The organism is Variovorax multivorans (assembly GCF_051216835.1).
In the GTDB taxonomy this organism is placed as follows: Bacteria; Pseudomonadota; Gammaproteobacteria; order Burkholderiales; family Burkholderiaceae_C; genus Variovorax.
The window spans coordinates 217,423-233,422 of record NZ_JBPJZL010000002.1; the positions used below are offsets into that span (position 1 = coordinate 217,423).

Annotated in this window: 13 protein-coding genes; 4 read left to right on the plus strand and 9 right to left on the minus strand. The window is 68.2% G+C overall.

Features of this window, described 5'->3' with window-relative positions; all coding sequences use genetic code 11:
• The first annotated feature begins 44 nt into the window (after window positions 1-44).
• Window positions 45-1,430: a reverse transcriptase family protein gene (locus ACSFCA_RS04640; RefSeq protein ID WP_435458783.1), complete on the plus strand. Its 1,386-nt coding sequence runs from the start codon at window positions 45-47 to the stop codon at window positions 1,428-1,430.
• A gap of 82 nt (window positions 1,431-1,512) precedes the next feature.
• The gene (locus ACSFCA_RS04645) at window positions 1,513-2,763 is read left to right on the plus strand and encodes an SMI1/KNR4 family protein (protein ID WP_258350657.1); all 1,251 of its coding nucleotides are present in this window, start codon (window positions 1,513-1,515) and stop codon (window positions 2,761-2,763) included.
• 22 nt (window positions 2,764-2,785) lie between these two features.
• Here the strand turns inward: ACSFCA_RS04645 and ACSFCA_RS04650 are convergent, their stop codons facing one another.
• From ACSFCA_RS04650 to ACSFCA_RS04670, 5 genes are all read right to left on the minus strand, one after another.
• Window positions 2,786-3,970: an FAD-dependent monooxygenase gene (locus ACSFCA_RS04650; RefSeq protein ID WP_435458784.1), complete on the minus strand. Its 1,185-nt coding sequence runs from the start codon at window positions 3,968-3,970 to the stop codon at window positions 2,786-2,788.
• 5 nt (window positions 3,971-3,975) lie between these two features.
• A complete protein-coding gene (locus tag ACSFCA_RS04655) occupies window positions 3,976-4,263 on the minus strand; it encodes a DUF6587 family protein (RefSeq protein ID WP_435458785.1) in 288 nt (95 codons plus the stop codon).
• A 28-nt stretch (window positions 4,264-4,291) separates the two neighbouring features.
• On the minus strand, window positions 4,292-6,187 hold the full coding sequence (feoB, locus tag ACSFCA_RS04660; protein WP_435458786.1) for a ferrous iron transporter B: 1,896 nt from the start codon (window positions 6,185-6,187) through the stop codon (window positions 4,292-4,294).
• Entirely contained in the window at window positions 6,180-6,482 is a 303-nt protein-coding gene (locus tag ACSFCA_RS04665; protein ID WP_093075538.1) for a FeoA family protein, read from the minus strand. The genes feoB and ACSFCA_RS04665 overlap by 8 nt, the downstream gene beginning before the upstream one ends.
• A 143-nt stretch (window positions 6,483-6,625) precedes the next feature.
• Window positions 6,626-7,120 (minus strand): metallophosphoesterase family protein, encoded by a 495-nt coding sequence (locus tag ACSFCA_RS04670; protein ID WP_258350661.1) that lies wholly within the window; start codon window positions 7,118-7,120, stop codon window positions 6,626-6,628.
• Between the two features lie 72 nt (window positions 7,121-7,192).
• Between ACSFCA_RS04670 and ACSFCA_RS04675 the strand changes: the two genes are divergently transcribed.
• Window positions 7,193-8,671 carry a C13 family peptidase gene (locus tag ACSFCA_RS04675; protein WP_435458787.1) on the plus strand — a complete coding sequence of 493 codons (1,479 nt, stop codon included), beginning with the start codon at window positions 7,193-7,195 and terminating at the stop codon, window positions 8,669-8,671.
• 27 nt (window positions 8,672-8,698) lie between these two features.
• On the opposite strand, the gene ACSFCA_RS04680 is transcribed toward ACSFCA_RS04675, so the two are convergent.
• Window positions 8,699-11,563 (minus strand): aconitate hydratase, encoded by a 2,865-nt coding sequence (locus ACSFCA_RS04680; protein WP_435458788.1) that lies wholly within the window; start codon window positions 11,561-11,563, stop codon window positions 8,699-8,701.
• Between the two features lie 159 nt (window positions 11,564-11,722).
• Window positions 11,723-12,136: a hypothetical protein gene (locus tag ACSFCA_RS04685; RefSeq protein ID WP_435458789.1), complete on the minus strand. Its 414-nt coding sequence runs from the start codon at window positions 12,134-12,136 to the stop codon at window positions 11,723-11,725.
• Window positions 12,137-12,274: 138 nt separating this feature from the next.
• Here ACSFCA_RS04685 and ACSFCA_RS04690 point away from each other — a divergent pair, with 138 nt between their 5' ends.
• A complete protein-coding gene (locus tag ACSFCA_RS04690) occupies window positions 12,275-13,126 on the plus strand; it encodes a helix-turn-helix domain-containing protein (RefSeq protein ID WP_435458790.1) in 852 nt (283 codons plus the stop codon).
• On the opposite strand, the gene ACSFCA_RS04695 is transcribed toward ACSFCA_RS04690, so the two are convergent.
• A complete protein-coding gene (locus tag ACSFCA_RS04695; RefSeq protein WP_435458791.1) occupies window positions 13,026-15,290 on the minus strand; it encodes an acyl-CoA dehydrogenase in 2,265 nt (754 codons plus the stop codon). The two genes, ACSFCA_RS04690 and ACSFCA_RS04695, sit on opposite strands and share 101 nt — an antisense overlap.
• Before the next feature lie 110 nt (window positions 15,291-15,400).
• A complete protein-coding gene (locus tag ACSFCA_RS04700) occupies window positions 15,401-15,994 on the minus strand; it encodes a hypothetical protein (protein WP_435458792.1) in 594 nt (197 codons plus the stop codon).
• Between the last annotated feature and the right edge of the window lie 6 nt (window positions 15,995-16,000).

Genomic DNA, 16,000 nt, shown 5'->3' on the forward strand with positions numbered 1-16,000 from the left:
CGGGCTGGTTGCCACCCACCTTCAACGTCCTCGCACCATCATTCATGACGCGTGAACTGAGCTACAGCGAATGGATCGCCCAAAGCCTAGCGCGCGCATTGCTTGCCGATGCAAGGCAGCCCGGCGGCACCGCGCCCGGTGCGTTGCGTGCGCGGGCCGCGGCAACGCTGGGCGCCGACGCGCCCTGGCTGAAGCCGCTGGCGGAAGCGCTCGGCAACCGGTCGCAAGCCACGTGGCGGCGCACCGATCTGCCCGCGCTGGCGAAGGCGATCCATGAAATGCCCGAGTTCGATGCGGCCTTCGAGCAGGACGAGGAGCCACGCGTGCGGCGAATCATCCTTCGGCCCGCGGAGATGTTCCCGCGCCCGATGGGGCTGGACCATTTCGCACTGCCGAACATCCCGACGCTCGCCGATCTCGCGCAGTGGCTGGAACTCGACCCGGATCGGCTGGCCTGGCTCACATCGCCGGCACAGGCCTTTCGCGCCCCCACCGATCCCAGCGTGCAGCCCGCATCGCACTACCGCTACCAGTTGCAGCCCAAGCGCCTCGGCGGCCTGCGCCTGCTCGAGATTCCCAAGGCCGACCTGAAGCGCGCGCAGCGCCGCATCCTCGACGACCTTCTGCAGCACGTGCCCGTGCACGAAGCAGCGCACGGCTTCGTGCCGGGCCGCTCAGTCGCGAGCCACGCAGCCGCGCATGCCGGCAAGGAGGTCGTGATCGGCTTCGACCTGCGCGACTTCTTCCCCGCCGTTCGCGCCTCGCGCGTGCATGCCACCTGGCGCACGCTGGGCTACCCCGAAGGCGTGGCGCGCGCCCTCACCGCGCTGTGCACGCACCGCACCGACGCCGACGTGATCGAGCGCCTGCGCGACGACGGCGGGCTCGACTGGATGGGCGCCAAGCGCCTGGCCACGCCGCACCTGCCCCAGGGCTCGCCCTGCTCGCCCGCGCTGGCCAACCTCTGCGCCTTCAGGCTCGACCTGCGGCTCGAAGGCCTGGCGTGGGTCTTCGGCGCCACCTACACGCGCTATGCCGACGACCTGGTGTTCTCCGGGCCGGCCTCGCTGCGCGCGCGGTTCACCGCCTTGCGCGCCTGGGTTGATGGCATCGCGGCCGACGAGGGCTTCGAGCTGCATCCACGCAAGGTGCGCTGCATGCCTCAACACCGCCAGCAGCACGTGACCGGCGTGGTCGTCAACGACAAGGCCAATGCGCCTCGCGAAGACTTCGACCGGCTCAAGGCCGTGCTGCATCGCTGCGCGCTCGACGGCCCCGCCGGCCAGAACCGCGCGAAGGTGGTCGACTTTCGCGGCCACCTGCTGGGCCACATCGCGTGGATCGGCCAGTTCAGCCCGACGCGCAAGGCACGGCTGATGAGGCTTTTCGACCGCATCGACTGGACGGGCACTACCCGAACTTCCTCATAAACGCCCTCATGAAGCTGGGGTGGACCTGATTGTTCCGTCGGCGCAAAGCGCTACAGTTTTGAAAACAACGGAGGCCTACGCCATGCACGACATCCGGTTCACACCCGACGAGCTCTCCACCCTGCGCGAACATGGCGTCGTGCTGTTCGCCGACCGCGTGATCTTCGACGCGCAGCCGCCAATGCCGCCGCAGCAGATCGACGCCGTGCAGGCCCTGTGCGCAGGCCCCATTCCCGAAGCGCTGCTCGCGCTGTGGCAGCAGACGGCGGGCGGTCGGCTCGACTACGACCTGTCGCTCGAAATGAACGGCAACCTCGAAGCCATCAGCTGGAACGAGCTGTTCTGGAACGGCAGCGACGGCTACCACGGCCTGCAGGGCTGGATCGAGCACGAACTGGAGCTGGCCAAGGAAGCCGCCGAGGACGGCGGCAAGCCATCGAGCGGCAAGCTCACGCACCTGCCCTTCGGCGGCTTCGAGTACACCGACCGCATCTACGCAGTGGTCGAACCCGGTGCCGGGCACGGGCAGATCGTCGCGTGGAAGAAGGGCCTGCCACCGGCCTGGACGCACGCGCTGCATGAAGACAGCGTGAACACCATCGCGCCCGACTTGCGCGGCGCATTCGCGGCGCTGCAGCTCGACGAAGACCCGCTGGCGCCCACGAGCGACTACTTCTCGGGGCAGACACTGCTCGGCTACCTCGACGACCGCCACCAGGACCACGGGCTCGACCTCGACCTGATGGACAAGCTGGTGACCTTCTATTGCCACGCCGTGGTCGACTGGCGCACGCCGCTGGCCGAAGGCACGCTGCGCCACCATCCAGCGATCGCGCGCGTGGCCCTGCGCCATGCGATCGCGGCCGACGACGCCGGGCTGGTCGCCGAACTCGCCGCCTCGGGCGTGGGCTTCAACGGGCCTCATCAGGGCAGCGCGCTCGCGACCGATGTCGCGGTGGGGCACGGCGCCTTCGCCGCCGCAGCAGCGCTGGTGCGCGCAGGTGCGCCAGTGGCGGCCGACGCACTGCGCAACATCGACGGGCAAATCGCCCCCGAACTCACGAGCGCCCTGCTGGCCAACGGCGCGGAGCCCAACGTGACGGCCATCGTCAAGTGCGCGGCGTGTGGTGCACCCGCGAGCGCGCACCTGATCGCGGATGCCTGCGCGCAGGCGGGCATCGACGTGGCACCCGCATTCGTTGCGGAGCGCGATGCGATGCTGCTCGAATTGGAGACCACGCTCGCGCAGATGCAGGACGGCACGCACGGGCACTACCTCGGGCAAGAGGGGCTCGCGGAACGCATCGAGCATCTGCAGACATTCCGGCTCTGAAAGGCGCCGGCGCGTCGTTCGCTCAGCCGCCGTACAGCCAGGGCTGGTCGAGCAGCTTTGCGCCCAGCAGGCGCATCGCCATGTCGCGGCCCAGGCGCACTGCCCCCGTGGCGTGGAAGATCTCGCCGTTGCGGCGCGCACGCGCCTGCACCTGCGCGTTGCGTGCCCAGCGTGCCTCGGCATAGCGCGCGAAGGCAGCGGGCACGCCGGTCGCACTGCTGTCACCGAGCGCATCGGCCAGCGCCACTGCATCCTCGATGGCCATGCCCGCGCCCTGCGCGAGGTACGGCACCATCGGATGCGCGGCATCGCCCACCAGCGCGACACGTTCATGCGCCATCTCGGCTGCGCTGGTCACGGGGGCCCGGTCTCCGAGCGACCATGCGCGCCAGCCGGGCATGGCATCGAGCAACGACTGCAGTCCAGCGCAGCTGCGGCCCATGGCCTGCTTCAGGGCGGCGATGCTGCTGGACTGGTCCCAGTCGCGCGCATCGCCGGCCGGGGCCGATTCGGCGATCACCACCACGTTGAGCCAGTCGCCGCCGCGCACCGGGTACGCCACCGCATGCAGGCGCGGACCGAGCCACACATCGACCTGCTTGCGGCGCAATGCGGCGGGCAGGCTCGATTGCTCGATCAGCGCGCGCCAGGCCGTGTGGCCGGTAACGCGCGGCGGCTGCGCGGCAGACGCGCAATCGAGCTGCCGCCGTACCATGCTCCAGAGGCCGTCGGCCCCGACGACGGCTTCGCCCTCCCAGGCGCGCGCGTCGGTGCTCGACAGGCAGACGAGGTCGTCGCTGGTTTCCACCTGCTTGATCTGCGCGCCAGTCACGAGCGTGCCGGTGCCGCGCGCGCGCACGGCATCGAGCAGCAGACCGTGCAGGTCGGCGCGATGTACGCAGAAGTAGGGAGAGCCGTAGCGCTGCTGCATGGCATCGGCGAGCGGCATTCGGGCGAGTTCGGAGCCGCTTTCGGCGCTGTGCACCACCAGCGCATCGGGCCGCGCCGCGATGGCCGCGAGCCCGGGACCCAGATCGAGTTGCTGAAGACGCCGCGTGGCATTGGGCCCGAGCTGCACGCCGGCGCCGATTTCACCGAAGACGGCCGCCTGCTCGAAAACATCGACCCGGTGCCGGCCCTTGGAAAGCGCCAGCGCAGTGGCCAGCCCCCCGATGCCGCCCCCGGCGACGAGGATGTGCGCGGGCATCGGTCTCAGCGGCCGTGCATGGACGGGCTGGTGGTGGCCTGGTCGGCTTCCGGTTGTTTGAGGGGGGTCTTGGGAGCGCAGCTGCCGCAGCTGTCGCACGAGCCGCAGCCCGAGGTCTTGGCGAGCGATGCAGCCAGTTCCCTGGCGCGTTCTTCGTCGACCCAGCCCGCGCGATGCGTGCCGGCCGCGAGCTTCTGTGCGGCGCCGCGGCGCCAGCCTGCGGGCATCCAGCGCCAGACCGCGTAGAACGCGGCGGCCGCGACGATCAATCCGACGATCAGTTGCTGTGCCATTTCTTCTTCAAACCTTTCATGACAGGTTTTAACCCGCTCCGAGTGCCACTGCAACGCGGTACGTAATGAAGCAGGCGGCGTAGGCCAGCGCGAACAGGTAGCCAGCCATGATCCAGACGTATTTCCACGAACCCGTCTCGCGCTTCACCGCGGCCAACGTCGAGATGCACTGCGGCGCGAACACGTACCAGACCAGCAGCGACAGCGCGGTAGCCAGCGACCAGCTGCCAGCAATGAGCGGCTCCAGCTGGCCCGCCACGTCGTCGCCCGTAGCCGACAACGCGTACACCGTGCCGAGCGCGCCCACCGCCACTTCGCGCGCAGCCATGCCCGGCACCAGCGCGATAGAGATCTGCCAGTTGAAGCCGATGGGCGCGAAGATGTGCTCCAGCCCTCGGCCGATCATGCCGGCCAGGCTGTACTGGATGGCCGGGCCGGTCGCGCCCTCGGGCGGCGACGGGAAGGTCGACAGGAACCACAGCAGGATCGTCAGCGTCAGGATGATCGTGCCCACGCGCTGGATGAAGATCCACGCACGCTCGTACAGGCCCAGCGCCAGATTGCGCGGGTTGGGCCAGCGGTAGGCCGGCAGCTCCATCAGCAACGGCGAATGCTGCGTGTTGTCGCGGAAGCGCTTCATCACCCAGGCCACGGCCATCGCCGAGACGATGCCGAACACGTACAGCGCGAACAGCACCACGCCCTGCAGGTTGAACACGCCGCCCACGGTGCGCGCCGGAATGAAGGCCGCGATGAGCAGCGCATACACCGGCAGCCGCGCCGAGCAGGTCATGAGCGGCGCGATCATGATGGTCGTGATGCGGTCGCGCCAGTTGCTGATGGTGCGCGTGGCCATCACGCCGGGAATGGCGCAGGCAAAGCTCGACAGCAGCGGAATGAACGAGCGGCCCGACAGGCCCACGGTGCCCATCACGCGGTCGAGCAGGAAGGCCGCGCGCGGCAGGTAGCCCGAGTCTTCGAGCGCGAGGATGAACAAGAAAAGAATCAGGATCTGCGGCAGGAAGACGATCACGCCGCCCACGCCTGCAATCACGCCGTCGACCAGCAGGCTCTGCAGCATGCCCTCGGGCATGGCCGTCTTGAGCAGGTTGCCGAGCCCCTCGGTGCCGGCCTTGATGGCGTCCATCGGCACATTGGCCCAGCTGAACACGGCCTGGAACATCAGGAACATGGTGACGGCGAGCACCAGCATGCCCCACACGGGGTGCAGCACCACGCGGTCGATGCGGTCGCTGGTGGCCAGGCTGCCGACCGGCTCCTTCACCGTGAGACCGAGGATGCGGCGCACCTCGCGCTGCGTGGCCAGCACGTCGTCGAGGCCCGGCGCCTGCCAGGGCTGCGGCGTGGCGGCGGCCACTGGCGTGTCGAGCGCTGCGAGCAGGCCTTGCGCGCCGCCGGTGTGCACGCCGACAGTCTCGATGACCGGCACGCCCAGCTCGCGCGAGAGCACGGCCGTGTCGACCACGATGCCCTGCTTCTTCGCCATGTCGGTCATGTTCAGCGCCACCACCATCGGCAGGCCAAGCCGCTTGGCTTCGATCACAAGCCGCAGGTTCAGGCGCAGGTTGGTGGCGTCGGTGACGCACACCAGCAGGTCGGGCAAGGCTTCCTTGCTCTGGCCGGTGACGATGTCGCGGGTGACGGCCTCGTCGGCGCTCAGCGCGTTCAGGCTGTAGGCGCCCGGCAGGTCGAGCACGAACACGCGGCGGCCCGAGGGCGTGCGAAGCGTGCCCTCCTTGCGCTCGACGGTCACGCCGGCGTAGTTGGCCACCTTCTGGCGGCTGCCGGTGAGCAGGTTGAACAGCGCGGTCTTGCCGCAGTTGGGGTTGCCCAGCAGGGCGATGCGGCCCGGCTGCGCGGTGGCTGCGAGGCGGCCCGGGCCCTGGATGACGGCTTCAACCATGGTTTGTGGCTCCCGGCGTGACGTGGATCAGCGCGGCCTCGTGGCGGCGCAGCGCGAAGGTGGTGTGGCCGAGGCGCACCGCCAGCGGCTCGCGGCCCGGAATGCCGCTGGCGACGATGCGCACGGCCTCGCCCGGCACGAAGCCGATTTCGGTCAGGCGCAGGACGAGTTCCCGGTCGTCGGCGTTGTCGGGGCGCGCCACGTCAAGCACGGTGGCCCATTGATTGTTCGGAAGCTGGTCGAGGCGCAGGGCGACGGCGGTGGTCGGCGCTGCGCCGAAATCGTTGGTTCGCACGGTGAGAGGACGCCCGGGATATCGGGCGCGCCGGTAAGCAAAACCTAGATGCTAGCAATTCTCACTCACAAATACCTGACCAACCCCTCGAAATCAGGCTCTATCGGCCCAGAAACATCAAGAAACCGGCTCAAGGCCGGATCTCAGGTGCCTCCCCCGGTAGAGGGAAGACCACCCTGCGGGTCGATCGAGACGACGCGCGCAGTCACTGAAGCACCGTCGATAACGAGTTCGGCGACGGAAATCGGCAGCTTGAACCGTCGCGGGCCCGCGCTGCCTGGATTGACGTAGAGCACACCATCGCGCTCTTCGACTTTCGGCTTGTGCGAATGACCCGAGACGACCACGCGCACGCCGGCCGCGGGCGGGTCGATGTCGAGCTGCGCAAGATCGTGAATGGCATAGAGGTGCACGCCGCCGAACTTCGCGAGTTCGGTTTCCGCGATGGCATCTGCCCACGGCTCACGGTCGTTATTGCCGCGCACGACCGTCAGCGGCGCGATGGCCGCGAGCGCTTCGAGGATGCCGACGTTGCCGATGTCGCCGCCGTGCACGATGAAGTCGCTGCCCTTCAGGAAGGCGATGGCCTCGGGCCGCAGGAGCCCGTGCGTGTCGGAGATGAGACCGATGCGAAGCATGGGCAGAAGAAGAAGAAAGTTATTCAGGCAAACCCGGGGCGACAGCCGGCAAGAAGCACGGCCCCCAAGGGCATGATCGACGACATGCCCGAAGACATCATCGCACCGCAACAGCCCACCGAGAACACCGAAGAAGCCCCCGCTTCGCCATCGCCCACGCAGGACACCCCGCCGCGCGCGAGCCTGCTGCGCTGGCTGGCCGGCGGCCTGCGCGCCTCGCTCCTGCTGGAGCCGCGCGTCGATGCACGGCCCGCGCCCTGGCAGTTGCTGCTGCTCGTGCTGCTGCCCGAACTCGTTTGGACCGGCTTGGCGCGCCTCGAAATCGCCGGCCCCGCACGGCTCTACGAAACCGTCGGCCTCAACACGCTCTGGGTGCTGGGCGTGCTCGCGTGGCTGGGCTGGTTCGCGCTGTCCGGGCGGGCCCGCGGCGGCGGACTGGCGCGCTGGTTTGTGCTGGCCACCTGGGCGATGTTCCCGGCCAACCTGGCGCTCGGCGTGCTGGCGCTGGGCTACACGCGCGGCTGGTTGCCGTCGGCAATCGCCACCTCGCCTGGCTACTGGGTTGTCTTCGGCCTGGGATGCGCGTGGATGGTGCTGGCGCTGGTGCGGTTCACCGCGCGCGAAGCCGGCGCACGCTGGCGGCTCGCGATCTTCGCGCCCGCGTTCGTGGCCTTGCTGACGCTGACCTTCTGGCAATCGCTCAACACGCAGGACCGCATGTGGCAGCCCGATGCGAGCACCGCATCCACCGAGCCCGAGCGTGCGCGCATGCAGCTGACGCAGGAACTCTTCGAGGAGCAGCAGGCGCTGTGGGAGCGCACGGTCGCGGCGCTGCCCGCCGGCAAGCCGGGGCAAACCAACGTCTACGGGCTGGTGTTTGCGCCCTACGCGTCTGAAGACGTGTTCCTGCGCGAAAGCAACATGGTCACCCAACTGCTGGAAGAACGCTTCGACGCCAAGGGCCGCGTGATCCACCTGATGAACCACGCGACCACAGCCGAGACGCTGCCCTGGGCCACCCCGCTCAACCTGCAGCGCGCCATCGCCGCGCTGGCCGAGCGCATGGACCGCGAGAACGACGTGCTGATCGTCTACCTCACCTCGCACGGTGCGCGCGACCACCAGCTGGCCGCCGCGCACTGGCCGCTGGCGGTGCCCTGGCTCACGCCGGAAGAACTGCGCAAGGCTCTCGATGAAGCCGGCATTCGCCACCGGGTGGTGGCAGTGTCGGCTTGCTATTCAGGGGGTTGGATCGAACCGCTGGCCAACGAAAACACGCTGGTGATGACCGCCGCCGACGCCACGCACACCTCGTACGGATGCGGCCGGCTGTCGGAGCTGACCTTCTTCGGCCGCGCGATGTTCAACGAGGAACTGCGCAAGACTCGCTCCTTCGAAACCGCCTTCGCAGCGGCCGTGCCGCTGATCAAGCAGCGCGAGATCGAGGCCGGCAAGGAAGACGGCTTCTCGAACCCTCAGATCAGCGTGGGCGAAAAGATCCGCCCGGTGCTCGACCAGCTTGCGCAGCGGCTGGACGCCGCCTCGAAGTAGCAGCACCGACGGGCGTGCTCCCGGGAGTTATTCCAGCAGCTGTCGCAGCACGAAGGGCAGGATGCCGCCGTGCTTGTAGTAGTCGACCTCGATAGGCGTGTCGATGCGCAGGCGCACCGTCACCTCCTGGTGCGTGCCGTCGGGGCGGTGCACGACCAGCTTCACGTCCATCTGCGGCTTCAGCTCGCTGCCGATCACCACGTCGATCTGCTCGTCGCCCGTGAGGCCCAGCGTCTGCCATGAATCGGCGCCGCGGAACTGCAGCGGCAGCACGCCCATGCCGACCAGGTTGGCGCGGTGGATACGCTCGAAGCTGCGCGCCACCACGGCCTTGATGCCCAGCAACTGCGTGCCCTTGGCAGCCCAGTCGCGCGAGGAGCCGGTGCCGTACTCTTCGCCGCCGAACACCACCGTGGGCACGCCCTGCTCCATGTACTTCATGGCGGCGTCGTAGATGAACATCTTCTGGTTGCCCGGCTGGAACAGCGTGACGCCGCCCTCTTCCTGCGTGCCGTTGGCATCCGGCGGAATCATCAGGTTCTTGATGCGCACGTTGGCAAAGGTGCCGCGCATCATCACGTCGTGGTTGCCGCGGCGCGAGCCATAGCTGTTGAAGTCGGCCTTGGGCACGCCGTGCGCTTTGAGCCAGATGCCCGCGGGCGAGCTTTCCTTGATGGAGCCTGCAGGCGAGATGTGGTCGGTGGTGATCGAGTCGCCGAACAGCGCCATCACGCGCGCGCCCTTGAAGCCCGCGTCCGACGCATGCGGCTTCATCTTGAACCCCTCGAAGAACGGTGGCTCGGCGATGTAGGTCGACTTCGGCCAGTCGTACACCTGACCGTTGGTGCCCTTGATGCTGCTCCAGAACTTGCCCGGGTCGGTCTTGACCTTTTCGTAGTTCTCGCGGAACGACTTGGCGTTCATCGCGTAGCGCAGGTTGTCGTCGATTTCCTTCGGCGTGGGCCAGATGTCGCCGAGGTACACGTCCTTGCCCTTCTTGCCCTTGCCCACGGGCTCGGTCATCAGGTCGGTCATCACGTTGCCGGCAATGGCAAAGGCAACCACCAGCGGCGGCGAGGCGAGGAAGTTGGCCTTCAGGTTCGGGTGGATGCGCGCCTCGAAGTTGCGGTTGCCCGACAGCACGGCCGCGCCGATCAGGTCGTTCTTGGTGATCGCTTCGTTGATCTCGGGCGTGAGGTCGCCGGCATTGCCGATGCAGGTGGTGCAGCCGTAGCCCGCGAGGTAGAAGCCGAGCTTTTCGAGGTACGGCAGCAGGCCGGCCTTCTCGAGATATTCGGTCACGATGCGCGAGCCGGGAGCCAGCGAGGTCTTGATGTGCGGCTTGACCGTGAGACCGGCTTCAACGGCCTTCTTGGCCAGCAGGCCGGCGGCCAGCATCACGCTCGGGTTCGAGGTGTTGGTGCACGAGGTGATGGCAGCAATCAGCACGTCGCCGTTGCCGATGGTGACTTCGCCCTTGGGCGCCGAAGGCGCGGTGGCGCTCACGTGCGCGGCGGCGTTGGTCGAGCGGTTCGCCACCATCTCGACCACGTCGAGCGGCGCGCCTGCCGGCGGCGGGGCGGCTTCTTCGTCACCGGCCTTACCGGCCGCGACCAGCGGATAGCGCAGCTTGAGCTTGTCGGCCGGCTGGTTGAAGCCGTTGGCGTCGTTGGGCTTGCTGTAGAGCTCAGAGAACTTGGTGGAGAGGTGGCCGAGGTCGATGCGGTCCTGCGGGCGCTTCGGGCCGGCCAGGCTGGGCGAGACGGTGCCCAGGTCGAGCTTGACGATCTTCGTGTAGTCGATGTCGCCCGGGTTGGGCATGCCGTAGAGACCCTGCGCCTTGTAGTAGGCGGCGAAGCGCTCGACTTCTTCCTTGGTGCGGCCGGTGCCTTCGAAATACGCCACGGTCATGTCGTCGACCGGGAAGAAGCCCATGGTCGCGCCGTATTCGGGCGCCATGTTGCCGATGGTCGCGCGGTCGGGCACGGCGATGGATGCAGCGCCGGGGCCGAAGAATTCGACGAACTTGCCGACCACCTTCTCGGCCCGCAGGATGGCGGTGACGTACAGCACCAGGTCGGTTGCCGTGACGCCTTCGCGCAGCTTGCCGGTGAGCTCGAAGCCCACCACGTCGGGCGTGAGCATGTAGACCGGCTGGCCCAGCATGGCCGCCTCGGCCTCGATGCCGCCAACGCCCCAGCCGACCACGCCGATGCCATTGATCATGGTGGTGTGGCTGTCGGTACCGACCAGGGAGTCGGGGTAGTACGTTGGTTTGTCACCCTTGTCGCTCGGGCTCTTGTAGACGCCGCGCGCAAAGTATTCGAGGTTGACCTGGTGCACGATGCCGAAGCCCGGCGGCACGACACGGAAGGTGTCGAAGGCCTGCATGCCCCATTTCATGAACTGGTAGCGCTCGTTGTTGCGCTGGAATTCCAGCTTCATGTTCAGGTCGAGCGCCTTGGGCGTGCCGTAGTAGTCGACCATCACCGAGTGGTCGACCACCAGGTCGACGGGCACCAGCGGCTCGATGGTCTTGGGCGACTTGCCCAGCTTGGCGGCCACGCTGCGCATGGCGGCCAGGTCGGCCAGCAGCGGCACCCCGGTGAAGTCCTGCAGCACCACGCGGGTAACGACGAAGGGAATTTCGTCTACGCGCTCGGCGTTCGGCGCCCAGTGGGCCAGCTCTTCGACGTGCTTGGCCGAGACTTTCTGCCCATCGCAATTGCGCAGCACCGATTCGAGCACGATGCGGATGGAGACGGGCAGGCGGTCGATGGTGGGGTATTGCTTGGCCAGCTCCTTCAGGGACCAGTATTTGCCGGACTTGCCAGACGGGGTCTTGAAGGTCTTGAGGGTGGACGCAAAGGCATGCGCCGGGGCTTTGGCCATGGAGGGACTCCTGTTTGTTCGTGGAAGCTCCTCAAGGATAGCGGGGATGAATGTCAACTGTTGTAGTCGGCCTTCGCCGCCACGCCTGTGCAATGCCACGTTCCTCATGGCGAAAAATGCCGGGTGCAAAGGCGTCGCCGGCATTCCTCGCAACCACCTTCAGGCAAGGGCCATGTTCGAGCCGCCACGGGTGCGGCGCAAGCCAGTCCATTGCAGCTCGGCCAACACAACCACGCACGCCACCTGCGCCAGCACCCATGCCATGCCCAGCGCAGTGACCGCAAACATGCCGCTCACCAGCAGCGCAATGCAGGCCACGGCCCAGCCGAAGTTGCCGGCGACGACCAAGCCGATCAGCATGCGCGGCGGCGTGCTGCGGCTGGCCATGAAGGCCGCGAGGGCGGCGTAAGCCAAAAGAAACACACCGGTGCCCATGAGCAGCGGCGCCGGCAGTCCGGTCAAGCCGGCCAGCGCGCCGGTGAAAGCCACCTGCAGCGCACCGGTCGCGGCGCAGGAGGCGGCGTCGGCCCACATCACGGCGGGCAGGAAGCGGGGGGATGCGAAGACGGACATGTGAATCTCCTTGGGTCTGGGTGGTTACGCCGCAAGCCAGTCCTGCCGCGTTGGAGCCAATGATTCCGGCGGGCGTGGATCGCGTCGATGACCTGGGAGGTCATGGCGCCGCGCCGCCGTCACGCCAGAATGCGGCTCATGAACACCACCCGCTCCCACCCGACCAAGGCCAGCCAGCCCGGCGCGCGCGATCCGTTCGGCGCCCACCTGCGGCACTGGCGCACCCACCGCCGCCTGAGCCAACTCGACCTGGCGCAGGAGGCCGAGGTCTCGACCCGCCACCTGAGCTACGTGGAAACCGGCCGCGCCGCGCCCAGCCGAGAGATGGTGCTGCGCCTGGCCGATCGGCTCGAGGTGCCGCTGCGCGAGCGCAACGCGCTGCTGGTGGCCGCCGGCTTTGCTCCGATGTACCGCCAGCGCTCGCTCGACGACCCGGCAATGGCCTCCGCGCGCCGCGCCATCGACCTGGTGCTGAAGGGCCACGAGCCCTTCCCCGCGCTGGCCGTGGACCGCCACTGGAACCTGGTGGCGCACAACGCGCTGGTGCCGCTGCTGATGGAAGGCGCCTCGCCCGAGCTGCTGAAGCCGCCCATCAACGTGCTGCGCCTGAGCCTGCACCCCGACGGCGTGGCGCCGCGCATCGCCAATCTCGCGCAGTGGCGCACTCATCTGCTCGAACGACTGCAACAGCAGATCGCCGCCACCGGCGACGTGGTGCTGCAAGAGCTGCACGACGAACTCGCGGCCTATCCCCCGCCCGCCGTGAGCCATGACGCACCCATCATCGACACCGCGCTGTCGGCGGTGGCCGTGCCCTTTCAGGTGGTCATGCCCAGCGGCGTGCTGAGCTTCATCAGCACCATCACGATCTTCGGCACGCCGGTCGACGTCACATTGCAGGAACTCGCGGTGGAGTCGTTCTTTCCGGCAGATGAGCAGACGGCTGCGGCGCTGATGGCACTGGCTGCGCAGCAGCAACAGGCGGGCTGAGGTCGGCCCTGCCGTCTGCATCGCGCGGCGGGCCTTCGAAGTCGTCCACCTGGATGACCTTGTCGGCCGCCTTCAGATAAGCGAGCGCCAGTTCGGGGTCAGGCGCCGAGTGGGCCGCTTCTTCGAGCGAGTTCGTGCGGCGCAGCGCCTTGTTGAGCGCGGCCGTGGCGTCGCCTAGCTGTGCGCCCAATTCCATCGCATACATCAGGTCGCGCAGGCCGCCCGCGGCGGGCTCGCTCAGGTCGGGCGCCAGGCGTTCGACGATGCGCGGGTTCTTGCGCAGCAGGTCGGCCAGTTCGAGCAGTTGCACGTCGCGCAGCGGTGCCAGGTGCGCGGTGCGGCGCTGCACCAGCGCACCGATCACGCGCCGGCCCGCCGTCGGCAGGTTCGCGTAGAGATCGCGCAGGATCCTGCCGGCCTCGTCGATCTGCAGGCGGATCGCAGCCCGCGCGAAGGGCAGCAGCTCAGGCGCCGCATCGGCGCGATAGCGCCAGATGCACGAGCTGGCCAGGTACAGGTGCGCGAGCACGTCGCCCAGGCGCGCCGACAGAAGTTCCATGCGCTTGAGCTTGCCGCCAAGCATGCCCATCGCGAGATCGGCCGTGAGCGCGTACTTGGCGCTCATGCGCGCGAGGAGCCGCGCTTCGTGCGCCAGTCCATCGGGCGGCGTGCCGAGCACCGGTGCGCCGAAGAGGCTGTGCCACAGGTTCAACGCCACGTGCCTGCCGTGCGCCATCAGCGCCTTGCCGAGCGCGGCCTCGTCCTTCGCCTGCACGGCCGCCATTTCGTCGAGCACATGCGGATGGCATCGCACCGCGCCCTGCCCGAACACGATGAGCGCGCGCGTGAGGATGTTCGCGCCCTCCACCGTGATCGCGATCGGCGCCTGCCGGTAGGACACGCCGAGCAGGTTCGAGGGGCCGGAGATGATGCCCTTGCCGCCGAGGATGTCCATGCCGTGGTTGACCGCGCGGCGCCCGGCTTCGGTCAGCTGCACCTTGAGGATGGCGCTCGCCACGCTGGGCCGCTCGCCCTTGTCGAGCGCGGCGGCCGTGAAGCGCCGCGCCGCATCGGTCGCATACAACTCGGCCGACATCTGCGCCACCAGCCCCGCGACCGCATGGAACTTGCCGACCGGCATGCCGAACTGCTCGCGAATCTGGCCGTAGCCATTGCTCACGTAGAGCGCGGTCTGCTGCATCGCCGAGCCCAGCGCGGGCAGCGAGATTGCGCGGCCCGCGGCCAGGCATTCCATCAGCATGCGCCAGCCCTGCCCGACCTGCCTCTCGCCGCCGATGATCCAGTCCATCGGCACGAACACCTGCCGGCCGTGGATCGGACCGTTCATGAAGGCGCTGTCCATCGGGCGATGGCGACGGCCGATCTCCATGCCCTCGTGCGGCACGGGAATCAGCGCGCAGGTAATGCCGAGTTCGCGCTCGGCTTCAGGCCTGCTTTCGTCGATGGCGTGGAAGGCCAGCCCGACCACGGTGGCGACCGGCGCGAGCGTGATGTAGCGCTTGTCGAAATCGACAAGGAAGCCGCGCGTCGGCTTGCCGTTGAACTCGCGCTCGACCACCACACCACGGTCAGGAATCGATGCCGCGTCCGAGCCCGCATACGGCGATGTCAGGCCGAAGCACGGTAGCTCGCGGCCGTCTGCAAGGCGCGGCAGGTAGTGGCCTTTCTGCGCATCGGTGCCATAGCGCAGCAGCAGTTCGGCCGGGCCGAGCGAGTTGGGCACCATCACCGTGACGGCTGTGGCCACGTTGACGGTGGCGATGCGCGCCACCACCGTGGCGTGTGCATGGTGACCGAAGCCGAGGCCACCGAATTTCTCGGGAATGATCATTCCGAAGAAGCGCTTCTCGCGCAGGTAGCGCCACACCTCGGGCGGCAGGTCGTGCGCCTGGTCGATGGCGTGGTCGTCGAGCATGTGGCACAGCTCGCGCACTTCGTTGTGGAGAAAGGCCTGCTCGCGTTCGGTGAGTTGGTTAGGGCCCATGGCCGCCAGTGCATCGAAGTCCGGGCGGCCTGCGAAGAGCTGGCCTTCGAAGCCGACGGTGCCCGCCTCGAGCGCGGCGCGCTCGGTGTCGCCCAACGGCGGGAGCGCCTTCGAGAATGGCTGCATGGCCCATCGGCCGATCAGTGTCGCCAGAGGCATGGTGCGTCTCCTTCCGCGACGAATGCGCGCGGATTGGCACCATTCTTGAGGCTTGTGACTGGCCCCGAGGGCCGGTCAAGGGCTCCCCGGCCTGTCGGAGACGGACGCGCCTACCGCTTCTTCGGAGGCTGGGCCGCCGCAGCAGCAGCCGGATCCCGCCAGCCATATTCGACATAGCGCCGGATGACCAGGCAGCCCGGCGGCGAATCGATCAGCGAGACCGACGAGGTCGGCTCCTTCTCGTCGGTGTAGACCGCGTAGTTGGGCAGCAGCCGCGTCATCTTGTAGCTCGCCAACTCCTGCTGGCCGACGCTTGCGCAGGTGAAGGGCGCCACAGAGATGCGCTCGGCCGACACGGTGCAGGCGCCGCTTTCATCGGGAATGGCGGTGATCGACGCGGCCACGCCGGCGTTGGGAAACTCCATGCCGATCAGCGAGAACATCGGCCCGCCGTCGGGGCGCTTGCGGTCCCAGTCGAGCAGCACGTCGTGGCTGCGGGCGCCCTGCACGGCGAGCGTGGAAAGCCGCGTGATGGCCGGCAGGCAGCGCTTGATGCCCACGCTGGTGGCGGCGCGCGTGAGCGTGTCCTGCGGCGCCGCGGGCGGGGCCTGGGGCACCAGCACGCCTTGGGCAAGCGCGGTGCCGGCGGCGGCCCATGCAGCGGTGGTAATCAGCAGGCGGGAAATTCGTTGGGTCGGCTTCATCCCGGT

Excerpts from the sequence above, each read along its gene's own strand:
- feoB (WP_435458786.1), bottom strand. The coding sequence starts at position 6,187 with ATGGTTGAAGCCGTCATCCAGGGCCCGGGCCGCCTCGCAGCCACCGCG.
- ACSFCA_RS04645 (WP_258350657.1), top strand. The coding sequence starts at position 1,513 with ATGCACGACATCCGGTTCACACCCGACGAGCTCTCCACCCTGCGCGAA.
- ACSFCA_RS04655 (WP_435458785.1), bottom strand. The coding sequence starts at position 4,263 with ATGGCACAGCAACTGATCGTCGGATTGATCGTCGCGGCCGCCGCGTTC.
- ACSFCA_RS04650 (WP_435458784.1), bottom strand. The coding sequence starts at position 3,970 with ATGCCCGCGCACATCCTCGTCGCCGGGGGCGGCATCGGGGGGCTGGCC.
- ACSFCA_RS04685 (WP_435458789.1), bottom strand. The coding sequence starts at position 12,136 with ATGTCCGTCTTCGCATCCCCCCGCTTCCTGCCCGCCGTGATGTGGGCC.
- ACSFCA_RS04690 (WP_435458790.1), top strand. The coding sequence starts at position 12,275 with ATGAACACCACCCGCTCCCACCCGACCAAGGCCAGCCAGCCCGGCGCG.
- ACSFCA_RS04680 (WP_435458788.1), bottom strand. The coding sequence starts at position 11,563 with ATGGCCAAAGCCCCGGCGCATGCCTTTGCGTCCACCCTCAAGACCTTC.
- ACSFCA_RS04640 (WP_435458783.1), top strand. The coding sequence starts at position 45 with ATGACGCGTGAACTGAGCTACAGCGAATGGATCGCCCAAAGCCTAGCG.
- ACSFCA_RS04670 (WP_258350661.1), bottom strand. The coding sequence starts at position 7,120 with ATGCTTCGCATCGGTCTCATCTCCGACACGCACGGGCTCCTGCGGCCC.
- ACSFCA_RS04675 (WP_435458787.1), top strand. The coding sequence starts at position 7,193 with ATGATCGACGACATGCCCGAAGACATCATCGCACCGCAACAGCCCACC.
- ACSFCA_RS04700 (WP_435458792.1), bottom strand. The coding sequence starts at position 15,994 with ATGAAGCCGACCCAACGAATTTCCCGCCTGCTGATTACCACCGCTGCA.
- ACSFCA_RS04695 (WP_435458791.1), bottom strand. The coding sequence starts at position 15,290 with ATGCCTCTGGCGACACTGATCGGCCGATGGGCCATGCAGCCATTCTCG.